Origin of the sequence: Leekyejoonella antrihumi (assembly GCF_007845645.1) — a bacterium.
GTDB classification, from domain to species: domain Bacteria; phylum Actinomycetota; class Actinomycetes; order Actinomycetales; family Dermatophilaceae; genus Leekyejoonella; species Leekyejoonella antrihumi.
Map to the genome: position 1 here is coordinate 1 of NZ_VCQV01000002.1, position 17,323 is coordinate 17,323.

A 17,323-nucleotide genomic window follows, 5' to 3' on the forward strand; every position below is an offset into this window, starting at 1 on the left:
CAAACTGATTCATGTACTCATTATCCCAGGTTCAAGGCATCAAAGCGCGGGACACGCGCAGGGAAATCCCCTACATCACAATGGAATCCGACCCAGCCGAGACGCTACGTGTCCAGACCCCTGGGGCCAACAAGCAGAAGTCCATCAATCTGCTGAACGCGATCAACGCAGCGCCGACGCCGGCGGCAGAAGCAACCGCGCTGAAGGCAGCCGAGGACTTCGCTGCACAGAATGTCCTGTCGGTTGTGCCCTACGCCATGGCGCAGCGCACGGAGATCTGGTCCAAGAACGTGCACGGCTATACCGCCGATCAGTACAGTGCCCGCACTGCCCTGAAGACCACGTGGGTCAGCAAATGACCCTCCCGATCAGTGCTCGGGTCACGCCGGGCGCAGACGGTGACTCCATCCTGGTGATGAAAGACCTATCCATTCGCTACCGGTCCGGTCAGCAGGCTGTCAGCGGAGTCGACCTGGAAGTCAAGCCGGGCGAGACGGTCGGCCTTATCGGTGAGAGCGGATGCGGTAAGTCAAGTATTGCGCTGGCGGCGATGAACCTGCTTCCCACAGACGCCGCCGTATCTGCTGCTCGATTCGAGATCATGGGCTCAGATGTCCAGGAGATGTCTGAGGCGGCGTGGGAAACAGTTCGTGGTCGCGATGTGTCGATCATCTTTCAGGAACCCATGACCGCGCTGAACCCGTGTATGCGGATTGGTAAGCAGATCGCCGAGGTACTGCTACTTCACGGACTTGTGGAGAACAAGCGGGAAGCGACGGAACGTGCTCTCGCGGCTCTTCGGTCTGTCCAGATCAGCAAACCTGAGCTGCGCATGAATCAGTTTCCCTACCAGCTTTCCGGTGGCATGCGACAGCGAGTCATGATCGCCATCGCCATGGCTGCATCGGCGCCTCTGCTGGTCGCGGACGAGCCCACCACTGCGCTTGACGTGACGGTCCAGGCGGAGATTCTTCGACTCCTTGACGACCTGCGGCGGGAGCATGGGCTGGGTGTTCTCCTGGTCTCCCACGATCTCGGAGTGGTCAGCCAGGTGTGCGACCGCATCGTGGTGATGTACGCGGGTCAGATCGTCGAAGAAGGCACTCCGTCCGAGTTGCTCAGCTCTCCGCGCCACCCTTACACGGCCGGACTGGTGACGTGCATTCCTCGCTCGGATGGTGTGCGGCGATCCAGGCTCACGACCATCCCGGGTCGAATTGTGGCAAGTGACCGCACCACGGTGGGATGCCGATTCCAGTCGCGGTGCCCGCATGCGAGAGCGGGTTGCGAACTGCCCCAGACACTTTCTGTCGCGTCGGGCGGAACGCGCGCCGTCCGGTGCTGGGTCGCGGACGAGTTGGATCCGCTGCTCGGCCCTAGATCAGGGGGGGCCGGCCGATGACCGACAGCGAGATCCTGGGCCTTCGTGGCGTCCGTAAGAGTTTTCACACGCGCTTTGGTGAGCCGGTTCACGCAGTCGACGACGTATCCCTTGTTGTCCGCAAGGGTGAAACGCTCGGCATTGTGGGGGAGTCCGGGTGCGGAAAGAGCACGCTCGCACGGATCATGCTGTCGTTGCACCATCCGGACCAGGGCTCTGTGTTCTTCGATGGTGAGGACATCACGCGGCTGCGTGGCAGACGACTACGCAGCCATCGGCGCCGCATCCAGATGGTATTCCAGGACCCCGGAGACGCGCTGGATCCGCGCATGAGCGCGCTACGTTCGGTGATGGAACCCCTGGTGGCTTCTGACGGACAGTCTCGTCGGGAGGCCAGAGCGGCGGCCGAGCAGGTACTAAACTCGGTGGGCATTACGCCAGAGGCGGCGCGTCAACTGCCTGACGCCTTCTCCGGTGGAGAGCGCCAACGGATCGGCATTGCGAGGGCGATCAGCACTCAGCCGGATCTTGTTGTGCTGGATGAACCAACCAGTGCGCTCGATGTCTCCATCCAGGCGCAGATCCTCAACCTTATTCTCGATCTGCAGCAGCAGCGCGAATTGAGCTATGTGTTCATCTCCCATGACTTGTCAGTGGTCCGCCACATGTCGGATCGCGTCGCAGTGATGAATGAGGGAAAGATCGTCGAGATCGGGAGCACTGAGGACGTCTTTGATCGTCCGCAGGAGCCCTACACCATTGCTCTCTTGTCCGCTGAACCATCCTTCGAGCAAGGAGCGGTGCCAACCTTGACCGATGTGCCGGCAAGTCGGTGCGCAGAAGAAGTCGGATAGGTCGGTCCGGGCGCGCGAGAGAAGTCCTGCGCCACCAGCGAACATTTGTCAGACCGATGACGTCAGCGTGCCCATGCAGAAGGATGTGAAGTAACGTGCCCGCACCGGAGATCATCTACACGAACGCCAAGGTGATCACCATGGCGGAGAGTTTTGACGAGGCCTGCAACGGCCTGACAGACACTGCCGAGGCGTTCGCCACCCTGGACGGCAGAGTGACGGGGGTGGGCTCAAATCAGGAGGTACTCGCAACCGGAGGCCCGCGCACCCGGATCGTTGATCTGAAGGGCGCGACTGTACTCCCGGGCTTCATCGACGCTCACAGTCACTTCCCGGGGTCAGGACTCCAGGGCATCCGATGGACCGACCTGTCCGCCCCGCCCAACGGGCTGGTACGAAATATCGCGAGTCTCGTTGAAGAGATGGGGCGATGGGCCGGACACAGCGATGGGTGGGTGCTGGGTCGTGGGTATGACCAGACCCTGCTTACCGAGACTCGTCACCCGACACGGTGGGAGCTGGATGGAGTGAGTCCCGACCGGCCAGTCTGGGTCTGGCACGCATCAGGGCACATGGGAGTGGGTAATAGCCGGTCATTGGAGGTCGCTGGTATCACTGCAAATTCGGCAAACCCAACGGGTGGGTACATCGATAAAGACCCAGTCAGCGGTCAACCCACCGGGTTGCTGCAAGAGGCCGCGGCGAGGCTCATCGAGAGGGAGATTCCACCACCCTCCGGCAGTGAGCGTGATCTGGCCGCAGCGCATGCGATGCGGGAATACCTTGGGGTAGGGGTCACCACATCGATCATCGCTGGTGGTGACCTCCCCGCACTTGAAGATCTTCGCCGATGGCGACGGGCAGGAACCCTGGCGATGCGCGTCATCATGATGCAGTGGTCGAACCCGACCGTCACCGAACTGACCGGCGATCTCGAGGGGGAAGGCGATGACTGGCTCTCCTTGGGGGCGCACGGAGAGAGTGTCCACGATGGATCGCTACAGGGCTACACCGGCTATCTGTCACAGCCCTATTTCAAAGTCGCCGCCGACTCAGGCTACGACCCCAGCTGGCGGGGATTTCCCATCGAGTCGCGTGAGACCCTCACCGAGCGCGTATCCGATCTCGCCCGGCTTGGCTTACGCTCCGCGATCCACGCCAACGGCGACGCTGCTATCGACGATTTGCTGTTCGCGTATGCTGCCGCCGCGGATGGCTCTCAGGCATGCTTCCGCTGGAGGATCGAACATGCGCAAACGGTTCGAGATGACCAGCTGGACCGGTTCAACGATCTGCACATCAGCCCCTCGTTCTTTGTGTCGCACGTCTACTACTGGGGCGACCAGCACCGGGACACGTTCCTTGGACTGGAACGTGCGCGGCGTATCAGTCCCTTGAAATCGGCCATCGAAAGGGGCATCCGTTTTAGCATCCATCTGGATTCGCCGGTTGTTCCGATGAATCCCCTACACGCCGTCTGGTGCGCGGTGAATCGGCTCACTCGAAGTGGCCAGGTGCTTGGCCCCGAGGAGCGAGTCACCCCACACCTGGCTCTCCGAGCCGTCACCATCGACGCCGCATGGCAGAACCTCATCGACGACACCCGGGGGTCGATCGAGCCCGGCAAACTTGCCGACTTCGTCATTCTGGCAGAGAACCCACTTACCATCGATCCCCTCGGGATCAAGGATATTGAGGTGCTGGAAGTCCGCATAGCCGGCGAGCCCGTGCACTGCATCAATGGCACGAACGAGCCTGGAAAAGCCGGGCGTACCGATGACGTCCATAACTGAGCTCTTTGAACCTCACGACTGTGAGCCTCTTCGGAAAGCGATGATGTCTCGTCCAAAATCGATGACTCAGGATCGAGCACCTCTGGCTGGTGTCGTCGTACTCGATCTGACAAGGTTTGTCTCCGGCCCGTATTGCACCATGCTGATGGCCGATGCCGGTGCGACGGTTGTGAAGGTCGAGCCGCCGGATGGCGACGCTTCTCGTCGGGCTCAACCGGTGTTTCCAGTGGGTGATGGCCACGTTGTCGGGGCCACCTTCATGAGGATGAACCGCGGCAAGCGGAGCGTGGTGCTCGATCTGAAGAGCCCGGCCGGCCGCGATGCCCTCACGCGATTGATCACCAAGGCCGATGTTCTGGTCGAGAACTTTCGGTATGGAGTGCTTGCCGACCTCGGCTTCGACACGGCGACGCTCGATCGCCTCAACTCGCGACTGGTCTACTGCACGATCACGGGGTTTGGACACAGCGCTTCCGGGCGACGTGCCCGGCCGGCCTTCAATCTCATCGCGGAGTATGAGGCTGGTGTCTTCAGCAGGCCCGATCCTGGCAATGCTCCACGATCCCTCGGCCCATATGTCGGGGACCTCTTTCCAGGGTCACACGCGCTCAGCGGGATCCTGATGGCTCTATATCGCCGCTCGGTCACTGGGTTCGGTGGCCGAGTCGATATCGCCATGTTCGACGCGATGCTGTCGTTGAACGAGGCCGCTATCAGCAACGCCACGTGGCTCGATGATGCCGAGCCGGATGATTCGCCCGACTACTACTGCCCCAGCGGCGTCTTCCCCAGTGGGGACGGCTTCGTCTGTATCGATGTTGTGACTGACCGGCAATGGGAGACGCTGTGCCAAGTCATTGGCCGACCGGACTTGTCTGCGATGCCTCAATTGGCCACGGGGCCGCGGCGATCCGTCAACTACAACACGCTGCTGGCTGCTCCGCTGCTCACCTGGCTCGCGGTTCGTAGGTCCGAGGACGTGGCAACGCTGCTGAGCTCCTCGGGGGTCCCTTCGGCCGTTGTTCGGCAACCGGGTGAAGTACTGGCTTCCCGGCAGGCGCAGGAAAGAGAGATGGTCATCGAGGTCGGCGAAAGCCGTAAGGCCCGTATGCAGGTGCCTGCCAGCCCGATCCGGATCGACGACATGACGAGTCCACACTTCGCAGTCGTGCCCCGCCTCGGCCAGCATACTGATGAGGTGCTCCGAGAGCTGGCAGGGCTGACACCCGACCAGATCAGCGCGGTACGGGAATCGATGCACCCAGCCGACTCGCGTCGGCCGGACTGACGTTTACGGGCTCGGCGTCGGCACCGTGGCTCAATCCAGGTGGAGCGCCAGGTAGCTGCCGATCATGCTCTTGAGCTCGCCGATCTGTTCCTCGGCGTACGGGTCCACCATGAAAGCGCTGTCGATCATGGCGGTGATGGTCACCGCCACCACGCGCGAGATCACGCGAGCCTGGCGCTCGCGCAGCGCCCTGCCGTGCGCCATCAGTCCGGGCAGGTTCGACTCGACGGCCCGATCGGTGGAGTCGTCGTCCAGGTACTTCAAGTCGGGAGAGCTCATGACGGCCCGACGAAGTTCGACCGCCCCAGGTTCTTCGAGACGGAACAGAACCAGTCGGTCGATGACCTCATCGAACCAATGCTTCCAGTCGGGTGTGGTCGGCAGCAGGCGTGCGTGGTCGGCGACGTAGTCTCCACGCTTTTCCTCGAACTCTTTAGCCAGTTGCCGCAGGATCGAGATCTTGTCCGGGAAGTAGGAGTAGACGGTTGCCACGTTGACACCGGCGCGCTTGGCGACACGGTTGGTGTTCAAGCCGGGGAGCCCGTCCTCCACGATGATCTCCAAGGTTGCGTCGAGGATCTTGCGCACCGATCGTTGCCCTCTCGTTTGGACAGGGTGCCGCCGGTAATCCCCCTCCCGCGCAGTTTTCGCGTGTTTGGCTCCGGGCGAAGAGGATCCGGCCATCACTATTTCCCTTCAGACTGTTGACCACATGACGGTACGGTGTTACTTTAACAAAAGCAAGCAATAACTTATATGGACGAACGTGGCACGCGCCGTCTTGGCAAGGATGTCGTAACGGATGCCGCCGCTCTGGTGAGTGAGGAGTGTCGTACCCCAGGGCTCGTGTCAGGGGTAATTCGCAAGAAACTCACGGGCTTTGCCCGCCTCTACTTTCGTCTCCTTCTAGGAAGAGCTGGTCTATGTCCACGACTGATGCCCTATTGGCCTCGCTGGCGCCCCGTGTCGGCGACACGTACTTTACGTCTGATTGGTTGGAGATCGACCGTGAACACCTGGAGAAGTTCGCTTGGTCGACCTACCTTGACCCCGAACACGTCGACTTGACCACAAGCCACAACAACCCGTTGGGCGGCGATTTAGTCGACGGGTTCTTGCTGCTGAGCCTGCTGCTCTATTTCAAGTTCAAGCATGCACCACGGTTCTCGGAGCAGCAGTGGGGCTTCAACTACGGCTTGAACAAGGTGCGCTTTACTGCGCCGGTGATGCTGGGCCAGCGGCTCCGACTCCGCTCGACGATTACGGCCGTGGTTCCTCGAGGCGACGGCGCGCTGGTCACCACCGACAATGTTTTGGACGTCGAGGGCCAGGTCAAGCCCGCAATGGTGGCCGAGTGGCTCAGCCTCTGGTATGACGGGGGAAACGCGTGACGGGGCTGGGAACGTCGGCGATCGGTCGCCGGCGAATCGTTGACTACATGGACCATTGGGCCACGAGCACCCCGGATGCGGTCGCGTGCATCTTCGGGGACCAGACGATCACCTACCGGGAGCTGCGTGACCAGGTCGACGAGTTGGCGGCCACGCTCGTGGGCGCCGGTATTCGGCCCGGTGATCGGGTCGCGTTCTTGTCCACCCCTCGTCCGGAGTTCTGGGTCAGTTTCCTTGCGACGGTCTCCGTTGGAGGCGTGTGGGTGGGGCTGAACCCCAGATATCAGGAACGTGAGCTGGCGCATGTGATCACCGTCAGTCGGCCAGCGCTGGTCTTCGGCCTCACGGAGGTTGAAGGTCGAACCTACCGGGGGGAACTGACCCGAGTCACCGCCCAGTGCGGGGTTGCAGCGCCTGTCATGTTCGATGCCGTACACAGCCCAGCGGACGGACTGCGCGGTCGAGGTGCCTCCCGGGTAGAGGACGCTGAGCTGCGTAGACGCCGCGATTCCGTGGACCCAGGCAGCCCGGCACTCATTGTCTTCACCTCGGGCAGTACTGGCGCGCCAAAGGGCGCGGTCCTCAGCGACTCGGGGATCACGTCGAGTTTCGCCATTCAGGCAGCCCACCAACTTCTGGACACGCCGCGAGTCATCGCCAACCTGCCGATCAACCACATTGCAGGGGTGGGGGATCTGTGCTGTACGCCACTGATTTGTGGCGGTTCGATCGTCTTCCAGGAGAGGTTCGACCCGAAGCAGATGCTCATGGCGATATCCACCCACCGCGTCACCGCCATCATGCAGGTGCCCACAACCTTGAAGCTGCTGGTAGAGCACCCCTGTTGGGCGACGACCGACCTGTCCAGTGTGCAGGCGTCCTTCTGGGGTGGTGGCCCATTGCCTGAAACGGTGGCGGAGGCCTATCGGTTGCGGGGAATTCGACTTGGATCGACGTACGGCATGACAGAGGTCACCGGTTCCATTACCTACACGGACGCGGATGCGAATTCCACGACGGTCACCACCACCGTCGGGCGGCCGATCGAACAGGTCGAGATCAAGTATGTGGACAGCCGTGGCGGGCTGGTCCCGGCGGGCACGCCGGGGGAGATTCTGGTCCGCCACCCAGGACTTCTTCTTGAGTACTTTGATGACCCGGCGGCGACCGATGCAGCCTTCGACAGCGACGGCTTCTTCCGAACGGGGGACCTTGGGGTTCTCCAAGCGGATGGGAACTTGAGGCTTGTTGGCCGTCGCAAGGAGATGTACAAGTCGGGTGGTTACAACGTGTACCCACGTGAGGTAGAACTCGTGCTGGAGTCCTTCCCTCCGGTGCGTATGGCCGTCGTCGTACCAGTCTCAGACCCCTTGTATGGCGAGGTCGGCGTCGCATACTGCGAGGCCAGTCTCGAGGCACTGGACGAGTTGGCGGATTGGTGTCGCTCTCGACTTGCCAACTACAAGGTGCCCAAGGCCTTTATCGCTCTCCCGGATCTACCGCGCCTTCCGATTGGCAAGGTCGACAAGCAGTTGCTTGCCAGCCGTGCAGTGGCGGACATTGCGGAGGCGCGGCTGAATACCCGACAGCGCCGGCAAGTTGGGTGACACGACCGCCTCCACGAGACCGGGAGACCCGTGTCTCGCCGCTTGACTCCAATCCCAACCGACCCTGCTCCAGGAGACAGTCCATGCGATTCGACCTTGTGCTCAAGAACGCGAACATCCTGACCGGCGACCCCGCCCGGCCGCGCGCGCATGCGATGGCAGTGCACAACGGCCGAATCGTGGCTCTGGCCCAGGCCTCGGGAGAGGAACTTTCAGGTGTGGTCGAAAGAGACGCCGGTGGTTCGACCGTCGTGCCCGGCTTCCATGACGCGCACTGTCACACCGCGTGGTACGGCTTGTCCTTGGTCGAACTACGCCTGGACGAGCCAGAGGTCACTTCCGTGGAAGTGGTCTATGACAGAGTTGCGCAACGGGCACGGTCCACGCCCAAAGGGCAATGGATCATCGGTAGCGGCCACCACCCCCGTCGAATGGGCGGAGCAACACCGACGCTCGCCATGCTGGACGAGGTGGCTCCCGAGCACCCGGTGTGGCTGATCGCATCGTCCGGCCACGCCTCAGTGGTCAACAGTTCGGCATTGTCCATGTTGGACCTGAGTCAGCTACCCGAGCGCGCCCAGCCTGGACGCGACTCAACTGGGCGTTTCACCGGGTTGCTGGAGGAGGAGGCCCACGCACTCGTCCTGACCCAGGCTCGCCCATATACGACCGATCAGATCACCGCGGCCGTCGGTCGCGCCCATCAGCAGTACCTCAGCGAAGGCATTACCAGTGTGCAAGAGGCTGGTATCGGGTCTGGGCTCGTTGGCCGTTCTGCGGCCGAGGCGCAGGCGTATCAGCAGGCGCGGGAGCAGGGGTTGTTGCGTGTCCGGACCACCCTGATGCCGGCGGGAGAAGTGCTGCACCGGCTCGACCTGCCCGATTCGGGAACACCGTCCAGTTCGCTGGACCTCGGCATGAGAACAGGATTCGGTGACGAATGGTTGCGGATCGGTCCGGTCAAGCTCTTTACCGACGGTTCGGTGCTGGGCCGGACCGCGGCGCTGAAGGCGGGCTACCCCGAAGGGGTCCACGAGTCGGCACGGATCCAGCAGGACCAGCAGTGGCTGCGGACTCGGATGATCGAAGCGCACTGCGCAGGATGGCAACTCGCGGTCCATGCGCAAGGGGACAGCGCGATCGACTTCGTACTGGACTGCTTCGAGGAAGCCCTGGCCATCCAGCCTCGGCGGGACCATCGCCATCGCATCGAGCACTGTTCAATCGCCACCGTGGAAGCCCTTGAACGGATCGCCGAGCTCGGCGTGGTTCCATCGCCGCAAGGGCGCTTTGTGGGGCTTGTCGGTGATGGGATGCTGGACCTGCTCTCGGCGGAACAACTGCCAAATGTCTATCGAGCGAAGTCGTTCCTAGACCGGGGGATCACGCTTCCTGGAAGTTCGGATCGCCCCTGCTCAGACGGCAGGCCGATGCGGGGGATCCACGACATGGTCAACCGGCGCACGGACTCCGGTGCCAGTTTTAACCCGCAGGAGGCGGTCAGCGTCGAGGAGGCCATCCGGGCCTACACCTGGGGATCGGCCTATGCGACGTTCCAGGAGGGGAGCCTTGGAACGCTCGAGCGCGGGAAACTAGCTGACTTCGTGGTCCTGGACGATGATCCAACTGTCATTGCGCCCGAGCGTCTCGAAGACGTGGAGGTGCTGGCCACCGCTGTAGGCGGCGTGTTCGGGTTCGATCCCACCGACCGCTTTGGCGGACCACGCGAATCTGACAACCGATGCTGATGCATCGACTCACGCACGGGGTCAACTGATGCGCGCCGCCTGTCAAAAGGTTGCGAACACGAGAGATAGGAACCTTCCGAACATGCCCCCACACACCGCCTGGACATCGCAGACTCCCCCGTTGGAGGGTGTCGTCGTCTTGGACCTGTCCCGTTACATTGCCGGGCCGTACTGCACGATGCTGATGGCGGATGCCGGAGCGACGATCATCAAGGTCGAACCACCTGCCGGGGACGACACCCGAGGACTCGAACCATTCGTGCCGGGGCCATCGGGAGAAAGTGTCAGTGCCTACTTTATCCGGATGAACCGAGGCAAAAAGAGCATCGTTCTTGACCTCAAGACGGCGTCCGGTCGAGAGGAACTGGCAGCGCTGGTGCGGAAGGCCGACGTCCTGGTCGAGAACTTCGCGGCGGGTGTGCTCGAACGGCTCGGCTTCCCGCAGGAGCATCTGTATGAGATCAATCCATCCTTGATCTATTGCTCTGTCAGCGGGTTCGGGCACAGCCAATCACCAATGAAACATCGACCGGCCTACAACATCGTGGCCGAGTACGAGGCCGGCGTCTTCTATCAGAAGGACGCGAACGCGATCCCGGCGCCAGTCGGACCCCCGGTCGGCGACATGTTTCCCGCGTTGCACGCGCTGAGCGGCCTGCTGATGGCGCTCTACCGAAAGGCGATGACCGGCGAGGGAGGTCGGGTCGACATCGCGATGTACGACTCGATGCTCTCACTCAACGAGATCAGGAGCACCTACGCGCTCCTCTACGGAAAGGACTGGGACCCATCCGCGCACCCGTTCTACGCCCCCTACGGAGTCTTCCCGGTCCGAGACGGCTACATCTGCATCGACGTGACCACACCACCCCAGTGGGAAGGATTCTGTGAGGCGATCGGGTCCCCTGAAATAGCGCAACGTGCCGGGCTAGGCACCGGGCCGGAGCGAGTCAAACGCTTTGACGAGGTAATCCGGGAACCGCTCGAACAATGGCTGAGCAGACAGACAAGGGACGAGGCGGTAGACCGGCTCTCAGAATATCGGGTACCGGCGGCGGTAATCCGAAACCCGGGTGAGGCGCTGGCATCGAGTCAGGCCCGTTCTCGCGAAATGGAGCTGGAGGTGTCGGGGGATGGGGTCAGCATCACGACGGTCGGCAATCCGATCAAGATCGACAACTGGTGTGGTCGAGCACACGGAAAAGCGCCCAGCCTGAACGGGGATCGTGACTGGATCCTGCGAGAGATCCTTGGCCGAACCATCGAAGTCGAAGAGTCGCGGAGGTGACCCTGTGCCCATTACAACAGAAATGATCGGGCGCACCGGCGCGCCTGCGTCCGAGCACGTCGAGGACCGTTGGCTGATGAACTATGCGGCGGCCGTCGGCGACCTGACGCCGCACTACTACGACAACCGCGGCGACACTGTCCTGCCGGGTCACCCGGCCTACATCTCGCACCTGGAGTGGGAAGCGATCTCCAACCTCCACGAGGTACTGGGCGAACTGACGGCGATCGAGCGGTTGCAGGGGGTGCACAGCTATAACCACACCGCTCTCAGCCGCGAAGTCCGCTCCGGTGACGTGCTCAGCTCCATAACCTCGGTTGTGGGAGTAGAACGACGTCGGTCCGGTGCCCGCCTCACGCTGAAGACCGTAACCACCGACGTCCGCGACGAGGTCGTGGCGATCTCCCACACCGCCACAGTCTTCCGGGGGGTTCCACTGAACGGGGACACGCTCGTCCCGGATGCCCCGGTTTCGCAGAGACCCGCTGCAGCTGATCGTTCATCCAGATCCGGCACGATTCAGATCGGACCCCTTGCACCGTATGTGTTTTCCGAGTGCGCACGGGACTACGGGATCATCCACACCGATATCGAGGTCGCGACACGGGCTGGACTTCCCGGGCTGATTCTCCACGGCACTGGCACCATCGCCTACGCGCTGAGCGACATCGTCAACCACGAGCTGGGCGGCGACCCGACGGCCGTGGCGGGGTTCCAGGCAAGCCTGCGTGCCATGGTGATGTGCCCCTCGACCACGCGGATCGAGGTCTTCGATGACCGCCCGCACGGGACAGTCTGGTTTGAACTTCTGACCGAGGATGGCAGCCGGGCCATCTCGCAGGGCGCTGTCCGCGTCCGTCCGACATCACCACCGCCAGCCGTCGCACGCAATCGCGCCCTGACCTGAGGAGAACCATGAGCAGCCACTACCACGACCCAACCGATATGGACCTCCTGAGCGAGGTGCGCAAGTCGGCACCGCGAGAGTTCGCCGCATGGATGCAGCTCGATCAGGTGGTTGGTATCGAGGACGGTGCGATCCCGTTGAAGTACAGGGAGCTCATCGCGATTGCCTGCGCCCACGTGACGCAATGCGTTTACTGCATCGAGGAACACGTCGGTGCCGCGAAGCGAGCAGGCGTGTCCCGAGATGAGCTTGCCGAGGCGGCGCTCCTTGCCGCAGCGCTGCGAGCCGGGGGGGCAGGAGCGCACAGTGCGCTGGCAATGAAACTCTACGACAGCGCCACACCGGCGGAGCCGCAGTGAACGAATCCGGCTCAGCCCAGCGTCCATCTCGCACAGCAAACCCAACACATCTGGACGGAGTCATCGAATGAGCGGCGAAGCGCCCGACGTGGCCAGCCACCTGAAGATCAGCCCACAAGAACGAACGGCACTGGAGAGTGTGGCAAGCTTCCCGCTGCTGGCAGGAATCTATGGCCGCCGGTCTCGCCGGTTCCCGGTGGGCGGAGAGATCCCCGCGGGCCCCCTCGCCTGGAAGAGCCCCCAAGACCCGCAGCCGCTCAGTGACCTGGAGCGTGCGCTGATCCTGTCAACCGTCACGGGTGTCACCGGCTGGCACCACGGCATCGTCCACCACCCGGGCTACGCACCCGCGTTTCCAAACTACAGCGGGTCGGCAAGCGGGCGCACGTTCCCCTCAGCAGCCGGATTCCATACCTCGCAGTTCTTCTTCACGGACGACTCGGGCGTCTACTACCTACCCACCAGAGATGCGGCACCGAATGTTCCGGTCGTAGACGGTGAAGTAGATCTCGACGAGTGGCTCGCCGCGACAACCACTCGGTACCAGAAGCTGTCCGACGACCGGGTATACCTGCCACGGGAGGAGCCATTCCTCGAAGGCCATAACACCTGGATTGCCAACGCGCCCGGGAGCTTGCTGGTCATCCCCGTAGCAGACCTCGCCCAGCACCTGCTGGCAAATCTCGCGTTCTTCGCACAGAACGGTTACGTCATCTACGACGACGTCCACGGTCGAGCGATTCCCGGCATCCAGCAGTTCAGCCATCTTCGACACTTCGACACCCCGATGTCGCTGACATTCGTCGAGCAGTACACACTCGCGGAGGCCTCCGCCGAACTGATGACGGCCACCTACAACGGACACCTGCTGCTTGGTGCAATGGGCCTGGGAGGGTGGTCCTTCGACGGAATCGACCGGCTCTCGATCCTCGGTGCCTCCGGGGCCGAAGGAGTGCCAGGGCTTGGATTCTCGGTGCAACACGATGATCGGTGGGCGATGCCCAACCCGACAGGACTGCCGGGGGTGTTCGAGACCTTCTCCCGACCACACTTCCCCGACGTCGCCGCGGCCGTTCTCGGCTTTGTCGACCGGAAGTTCGGGCCGGGAGGTCCGTTCCATCCCGACACCCCAGGACCATGGACGGAGAGCGCCGCAGTCCGGGCAAGCGCCGCACCGTACGACAACAAGTTCATCGAACTGCTCACTCTGGAAGCGACATACATCGATGAGACTTTCGGAAAGTTCCCCGGAACTGTGCCCACCGTGCAGATCATGAACTACTTGCAAGCGCAGCACCTGGACACCCAGTTCTACGACGCGAAGTTCGCGCCCGGCGCGTACCTGACGACGCATGCCAACCACCAACGTGACTGGCACTGACGCCAGTCCCGACACCGCGGGTGCACTGTCCCAGCACCACCCTTTGGAGGCACTTTCGTATGACCACGACCCACCCGGGATTGCCGGACACCATCCGCACCCAGGCATTCATCGACGGTCAATTCGCTGACGCGTCCCACGGCGCCACCTTCGACAGCCTCGAGCCGGCCACCGGCCAAGTCATCGCCCAGATCTCCGCATGCACGGAGGTCGACGTCGACCGTGCTGTCCGGTCGGCTCGAGCGGCATTCGAGCGTGGCGACTGGAGCAGGGCCGCGCCTACGGTCCGAAAAGCGTCGCTGCTGAAGTTCGCGGAACTGATTGAGACCCACGGTGATGAACTGACCCTGACCGAGTCGATCGACGCAGGAAGACCGACCTGTGACGTCCGTGATGCCGACCTGCCCGACGTCTTGACCACCATCCGCTGGTACGCCGAGGCCATTGACAAAGTGTTTGGCAAGACCTCTCCTTCCGACAACGACCACGTGGGCCTGATCGTCCGCGAACCCGTCGGAGTCGTTGGCGGGGTGCTTCCGTGGAACTTCCCAATGGCGATGCTCGCCTGGAAGATCGGCCCCGCGCTTGCCACGGGAAACTCGGTTGTCATCAAGCCACCAGAGCTCGCTTCACTGACCACGCTGCGACTTGCCGAGCTTGCGACCGAAGCCGGCATCCCACGGGGCGTGTTCAATGTGGTCCCCGGGCTGGGGCACGTTGCCGGAAAAGCTCTTGGACTCCACCCGGACGTGGACATGATCACCTTCACCGGGTCAACCGAGGTTGGTCGGGAATTTCTCCGGTATTCGGCCGACAGCAACTTGAAGCGCATCGTGCTCGAACTCGGCGGCAAGAGCCCGCAGATCGTCATGGCCGACTGCAGAGACAACCTGGGCGCCGTCGCCGCCGATCTCGCTGACGCCGCGTTCTGGGCCGCTGGACAAAACTGCAGCGCTGGGTCGCGGATCCTGGTGCACTCCTCGATCAAGGCGGAGCTCGTGGAGGCGCTCAAAGCGGAAGCCGAACGACGGACAGTCGGCGAACCGACAGACCATGCCACCGTGATCGGGCCATTGATCGAATCGTCCGCGTTGGAGCGGGTGCTCGACTACGTCCAGCAAGCCCAGGACGACGGCGCCACGCTAGTCACGGGCGGCAAGCGTCTCTTGACCGACAGCGGTGGATGGTTCGTCGGTGCCACGGTACTAGCCGATGTTCGTCCGGAGATGTCGGTGGCCCGTGAGGAGATCTTCGGCCCGGTGGTATCGGTCCTGTCCTTCGACGACGAGGACGATGCCACGCTCCTCGCGAATGACACCTCATACGGACTGGCCGCAACTGTCTGGTCTAGGAACATCGACACAGCACTACGCACGGCCCGCAGTATCCGCGCCGGCACTGTCGCCGTCAACGGCTACAGCGAGGGCGACATCACCACCCCGTTCGGCGGCTACCGGCAGTCCGGCTTCGGCGGGCGCGACAACGGACTGGAAGCACTTGAGCAGTACACCGAGACCAAGACCATCTGGATCACCATCCACTAGACCCATGACGCTTTAGGTACCGTCCACTTGAAGGGGAAAGCCATGTCTGCAGATGATTTGATCGTTTATCCAGCCCGGCAGGTCCGCACCATGGACCCATCTCGGCCAACTGCTAGGGCGATTGCCGTTCGGGGCGACCGAATCCGGGCCGTGGGATCACTCGATGAGTTGGCAGCGTATGGGGAGTTCTCTATCGATACCCGGTACCAGGACAAGGTGATCCTACCGGGCTTCGTCGAAGCGCATACGCATGTTATGTCCGGCGGAATGTGGGACTATGTGTACGTTGGCTATTACGATCGGACCGATCCGGATGGCCACGTCTGGGAGGGCTGCACGACGACGGGGGCCGTCGTGGATCGGCTTCGTGAAGCCGCATCGAACCTTTCTTCGCCCGACGAAACCTTGCTTGCCTGGGGGCTCGATCCGATCTTCTTTCCGGGGGAACGCCTTGACAGACACGACCTCGACGTCGCCTCGCGAGATAGGGCAATTGTAGTCACTCATCAGAGTGGGCACCTCCTTACGGTGAACTCGAAAGTGCTTGCCAACGAGGGAATTACTCGTGCCACGACCGTCGAGGGCGTCGTGAAGGATGCCTCGGGAGAGCCCACAGGTGAGTTGCAAGAGCCAGCGGCAATGTCACTCGTGAGAAGTGTCCCAACTGCACGAGTGCTGAGCTTCGAAGCAGCGGCTGCCTGGCGGTTCGGAGCCGATGCTCGTAACCACGGAGTAACCACTCTCACCGACCTTGGCAGTACGGTCCTAATGAATGACGACATGGTGCGCGTGTATCGTGCGGCGGTCGACGACCCGGACTTCCCGGCGCGAATCTCAGTCTTCTATCGGGGAGCCAGCCCTGAGGAATCGACGTCTCCCACGGCGGTGGTGAAGAAGATTCTGGAGTTGCGGAGAAGCAGTAGCGACAAACTTAGATTCGGGCACGTCAAATTAGTCCTGGATGGGTCAATTCAAGGTTTTACTGCCCGACTGCAGGAGCCAGGCTATCTTCCCGATGCCCGCAAGGGAATCTGGATCATCCCGCCCGAGACCTTTGCCCAGTCGGTTGGGCTCTTTCACGATGCCGGGCTGACAGTGCATGTGCACTGCAATGGAGATGAGGCCACTGAACTGTTCCTCGACACCATTGAGGCCGCGTTGGAGCGGCACCCGCGATGGAATCACCGACACACGGTGACACACTCTCAGCTGACCACAGCGGCGCAATATCGTCGAATGGCGGAATTGGGGATGTGCGCAAATATTTTTAGCAACCACACATGGTATTGGGGCGATCAGCACCGCGACCTGATTCTAGGCCCGGATCGGGCGTCCAGGATGAATGCCGCAGCGACTGCCCTGCGTTGTGGGGTGCCGACTACGCTCCACTGCGATACTCCGGTGACCCCCCTGGACCCGCTGGCGACTGCGTCTTACGCCGCGGATCGGCGGACCTCGAGTGGACAGATACTCGGTGAGTACGAGCGAATTAGCGTGCATCAAGCATTGCACGCGATGACGCTTGGAGCCGCCTACACCCTGAAGATGGATCACGAGATTGGCTCGCTCGAGGCGGGAAAGTATGCGGACTTCGCTATCTTGGGGGATGACCCCTGGGACAAAGAAGCACCAGCACTTCGGGAAATTGAGGTGTTTGGAAGCGTCGTTGGGGGAAGGCACTTTCCCAAACAGTAAATGGCCGAGTGGTCGTGAGTCAGTGGTCTGGGGAAGTGATAGAAAATCCCCGTGCCAGCAACTGTTGTCGGCACCGCGGTCTCAGAA

At 62.2% G+C, this 17,323-nt stretch carries 15 protein-coding genes; 14 read left to right on the forward strand and 1 reads right to left on the reverse strand.

Annotated elements, in window-relative coordinates; translation table 11 throughout:
* Positions 1–80 precede the first annotated feature (80 nt).
* The 5 genes from FGL98_RS01400 (at position 81) to FGL98_RS01420 (ending at position 5,316) form a co-directional block, all read left to right on the forward strand.
* Complete coding sequence (locus FGL98_RS01400; protein WP_146314883.1) at positions 81–359, forward strand: hypothetical protein; 279 nt, start codon at positions 81–83, stop codon at positions 357–359.
* Entirely contained in the window at positions 356–1,402 is a 1,047-nt protein-coding gene (locus FGL98_RS01405) for an ABC transporter ATP-binding protein (RefSeq protein WP_146314884.1), read from the forward strand. The genes FGL98_RS01400 and FGL98_RS01405 overlap by 4 nt, the downstream gene beginning before the upstream one ends.
* The gene (locus tag FGL98_RS01410; protein WP_146314885.1) at positions 1,399–2,235 is read left to right on the forward strand and encodes an ATP-binding cassette domain-containing protein; all 837 of its coding nucleotides are present in this window, start codon (positions 1,399–1,401) and stop codon (positions 2,233–2,235) included. The genes FGL98_RS01405 and FGL98_RS01410 overlap by 4 nt, the downstream gene beginning before the upstream one ends.
* A gap of 95 nt (positions 2,236–2,330) precedes the next feature.
* Positions 2,331–4,028 carry an amidohydrolase gene (locus tag FGL98_RS01415; RefSeq protein WP_146314886.1) on the forward strand — a complete coding sequence of 566 codons (1,698 nt, stop codon included), beginning with the start codon at positions 2,331–2,333 and terminating at the stop codon, positions 4,026–4,028.
* 61 nt (positions 4,029–4,089) lie between these two features.
* Complete coding sequence (locus FGL98_RS01420) at positions 4,090–5,316, forward strand: CaiB/BaiF CoA transferase family protein (RefSeq protein ID WP_186525910.1); 1,227 nt, start codon at positions 4,090–4,092, stop codon at positions 5,314–5,316.
* 30 nt (positions 5,317–5,346) lie between these two features.
* On the opposite strand, the gene FGL98_RS01425 is transcribed toward FGL98_RS01420, so the two are convergent.
* A complete protein-coding gene (locus FGL98_RS01425) occupies positions 5,347–5,904 on the reverse strand; it encodes a TetR/AcrR family transcriptional regulator (protein ID WP_186525911.1) in 558 nt (185 codons plus the stop codon).
* 335 nt (positions 5,905–6,239) lie between these two features.
* Here FGL98_RS01425 and FGL98_RS01430 point away from each other — a divergent pair, with 335 nt between their 5' ends.
* From FGL98_RS01430 to FGL98_RS01470, 9 genes are all read left to right on the forward strand, one after another.
* Positions 6,240–6,707, forward strand: a complete 468-nt coding sequence (locus FGL98_RS01430; RefSeq protein WP_146314889.1) for a MaoC/PaaZ C-terminal domain-containing protein — start codon at positions 6,240–6,242, stop codon at positions 6,705–6,707.
* A gap of 47 nt (positions 6,708–6,754) precedes the next feature.
* Entirely contained in the window at positions 6,755–8,314 is a 1,560-nt protein-coding gene (locus tag FGL98_RS01435; protein WP_146314890.1) for a class I adenylate-forming enzyme family protein, read from the forward strand.
* A gap of 83 nt (positions 8,315–8,397) precedes the next feature.
* Positions 8,398–10,062, forward strand: coding sequence for an amidohydrolase (locus FGL98_RS01440; protein ID WP_146314891.1), 1,665 nt, complete (start codon positions 8,398–8,400; stop codon positions 10,060–10,062).
* 82 nt (positions 10,063–10,144) lie between these two features.
* On the forward strand, positions 10,145–11,350 hold the full coding sequence (locus FGL98_RS01445; RefSeq protein WP_186525912.1) for a CaiB/BaiF CoA transferase family protein: 1,206 nt from the start codon (positions 10,145–10,147) through the stop codon (positions 11,348–11,350).
* Positions 11,351–11,354: 4 nt separating this feature from the next.
* On the forward strand, positions 11,355–12,257 hold the full coding sequence (locus tag FGL98_RS01450; RefSeq protein ID WP_146314893.1) for a MaoC family dehydratase: 903 nt from the start codon (positions 11,355–11,357) through the stop codon (positions 12,255–12,257).
* An 8-nt stretch (positions 12,258–12,265) separates the two neighbouring features.
* Positions 12,266–12,616 (forward strand): carboxymuconolactone decarboxylase family protein, encoded by a 351-nt coding sequence (locus FGL98_RS01455; RefSeq protein WP_146314894.1) that lies wholly within the window; start codon positions 12,266–12,268, stop codon positions 12,614–12,616.
* Positions 12,617–12,683: 67 nt separating this feature from the next.
* Entirely contained in the window at positions 12,684–13,997 is a 1,314-nt protein-coding gene (locus tag FGL98_RS01460) for a hypothetical protein (RefSeq protein ID WP_146314895.1), read from the forward strand.
* Between the two features lie 59 nt (positions 13,998–14,056).
* Positions 14,057–15,541 carry an aldehyde dehydrogenase gene (locus tag FGL98_RS01465; RefSeq protein WP_146314896.1) on the forward strand — a complete coding sequence of 495 codons (1,485 nt, stop codon included), beginning with the start codon at positions 14,057–14,059 and terminating at the stop codon, positions 15,539–15,541.
* Between the two features lie 42 nt (positions 15,542–15,583).
* The gene (locus FGL98_RS01470) at positions 15,584–17,236 is read left to right on the forward strand and encodes an amidohydrolase (protein ID WP_146314897.1); all 1,653 of its coding nucleotides are present in this window, start codon (positions 15,584–15,586) and stop codon (positions 17,234–17,236) included.
* Positions 17,237–17,323 lie beyond the last annotated feature (87 nt).

Coding starts and splice junctions, on each gene's coding strand:
- FGL98_RS01400 (WP_146314883.1), top strand. CDS start 81: ATGGAATCCGACCCAGCCGAGACGCTACGTGTCCAGACCCCTGGGGCC.
- FGL98_RS01405 (WP_146314884.1), top strand. CDS start 356: ATGACCCTCCCGATCAGTGCTCGGGTCACGCCGGGCGCAGACGGTGAC.
- FGL98_RS01410 (WP_146314885.1), top strand. CDS start 1,399: ATGACCGACAGCGAGATCCTGGGCCTTCGTGGCGTCCGTAAGAGTTTT.
- FGL98_RS01420 (WP_186525910.1), top strand. CDS start 4,090: ATGACTCAGGATCGAGCACCTCTGGCTGGTGTCGTCGTACTCGATCTG.
- FGL98_RS01430 (WP_146314889.1), top strand. CDS start 6,240: ATGTCCACGACTGATGCCCTATTGGCCTCGCTGGCGCCCCGTGTCGGC.
- FGL98_RS01435 (WP_146314890.1), top strand. CDS start 6,755: ATGGACCATTGGGCCACGAGCACCCCGGATGCGGTCGCGTGCATCTTC.
- FGL98_RS01440 (WP_146314891.1), top strand. CDS start 8,398: ATGCGATTCGACCTTGTGCTCAAGAACGCGAACATCCTGACCGGCGAC.
- FGL98_RS01445 (WP_186525912.1), top strand. CDS start 10,145: ATGCCCCCACACACCGCCTGGACATCGCAGACTCCCCCGTTGGAGGGT.
- FGL98_RS01455 (WP_146314894.1), top strand. CDS start 12,266: ATGAGCAGCCACTACCACGACCCAACCGATATGGACCTCCTGAGCGAG.
- FGL98_RS01460 (WP_146314895.1), top strand. CDS start 12,684: ATGAGCGGCGAAGCGCCCGACGTGGCCAGCCACCTGAAGATCAGCCCA.
- FGL98_RS01465 (WP_146314896.1), top strand. CDS start 14,057: ATGACCACGACCCACCCGGGATTGCCGGACACCATCCGCACCCAGGCA.
- FGL98_RS01470 (WP_146314897.1), top strand. CDS start 15,584: ATGTCTGCAGATGATTTGATCGTTTATCCAGCCCGGCAGGTCCGCACC.